Origin of the sequence: Pseudomonas sp. EGD-AK9 (assembly GCF_000465935.2) — a bacterium.
GTDB lineage: Bacteria > Pseudomonadota > Gammaproteobacteria > Pseudomonadales > Pseudomonadaceae > Aquipseudomonas.
On record NZ_AVOF01000615.1, the window covers coordinates 1 to 1,105 of the forward strand.

At 72.4% G+C, this 1,105-nt stretch carries 1 pseudogene; it reads right to left on the reverse strand.

From position 1 onward, the window contains the following. A pseudogene (locus N878_RS29170) lies at positions 1-1,105 on the reverse strand (helix-turn-helix transcriptional regulator); the annotation flags it as partial.

The following is a 1,105-nucleotide window of genomic DNA, read 5'->3' on the forward strand; positions in this document are numbered from 1 at the left end:
CAGGCGGGCGAAGGCCGCCGCCAGGTCGCGCTGGCGCGCCGCCAGCTCGGCCAAGCCGAGGTAGCCATGGAAGGCGCCGGGATCGCCATGTTCCAGGGCAACCGTGAGGCCGGCGTGAAATTGTTCGCGGGCCTCCTCCGCACGGCCCAGGCGCAAGGCCAGACGCCCCAGGCGCAGAACAATCCGCCCGCACACCGGGGTGTTGCGCAACACCCCGCCGTCCGGCTGCTCGAGCACCCGCCGCAGCAGCGCCTGGGCGCGGCCGAACTCGCCGCGGGCCTCCAGTAACAACGCATGATCGAGCTCCAGCAACGCCTCGAACACCAGGCTGCCGCAGCGCCGCGCCTGCTTCAGCGCCTCGTAGCCCAGCAGCTGGGCATCCTCCAGGCGGCCCTCGCCGATGGCCATCTGGGTCAACACCGAACGGCACAGCAACGCCTGCGCCCAGGCCCCCTCCGGCAGCATGGCCAGCGCCTCGAGGACATGAGCGCGGGCCTCCTCGGCGCAGCCGCGGCCATAGGCGGCGATACCGCGTATGGCCTGCCACTGGGCGAACAGCTCACGCAGCCGCTCGCCATCGGCACGCGGCTGAAAGCGCGCCAGCTGGTCGGCGCAGTCCTGCGCCTCGTCCAGGCGTCCCACCAGCAACAACGCCCAGGCATTGAGCAGGATCAGCCGCGGCGTACTGGCCAGCAGGTCCTCCGGCAGTTCGCCGCGCCAGCGCAGGATCAGCGCCAGCTCCTGCCCCTGCAGCAACTGTTCCTCGGTGAAGCGCTCGAGAAAGCTCGCCGCCACCTCCGGCTGTCCGCCGAGCAGCGCGTGCTCCACCGCCGGTCGCACCTCGCCGCGGGCGGCGAACCACTGGCTGGCGTGCAGGTGCAGGCTCTGGCTGCCGCCGCCGACGCGTCGCTGCAGCACCTGGGCCAGCGGCGGGAACAGCACGAACCAGTCGGCGGCGCCCTCCAGCGCCTCGATGAACAGGCCGCGGGCGCGCAATGCCTGCAACCAGGCGGCGCCCTCGCCCACCCCCAGCAGGTGCTCGCACAGCTCGGTGCAGAAGCGCGGCAGCTGCGCCAGTTGCAGCAGCGCCTGCAGCAGTTCGTCC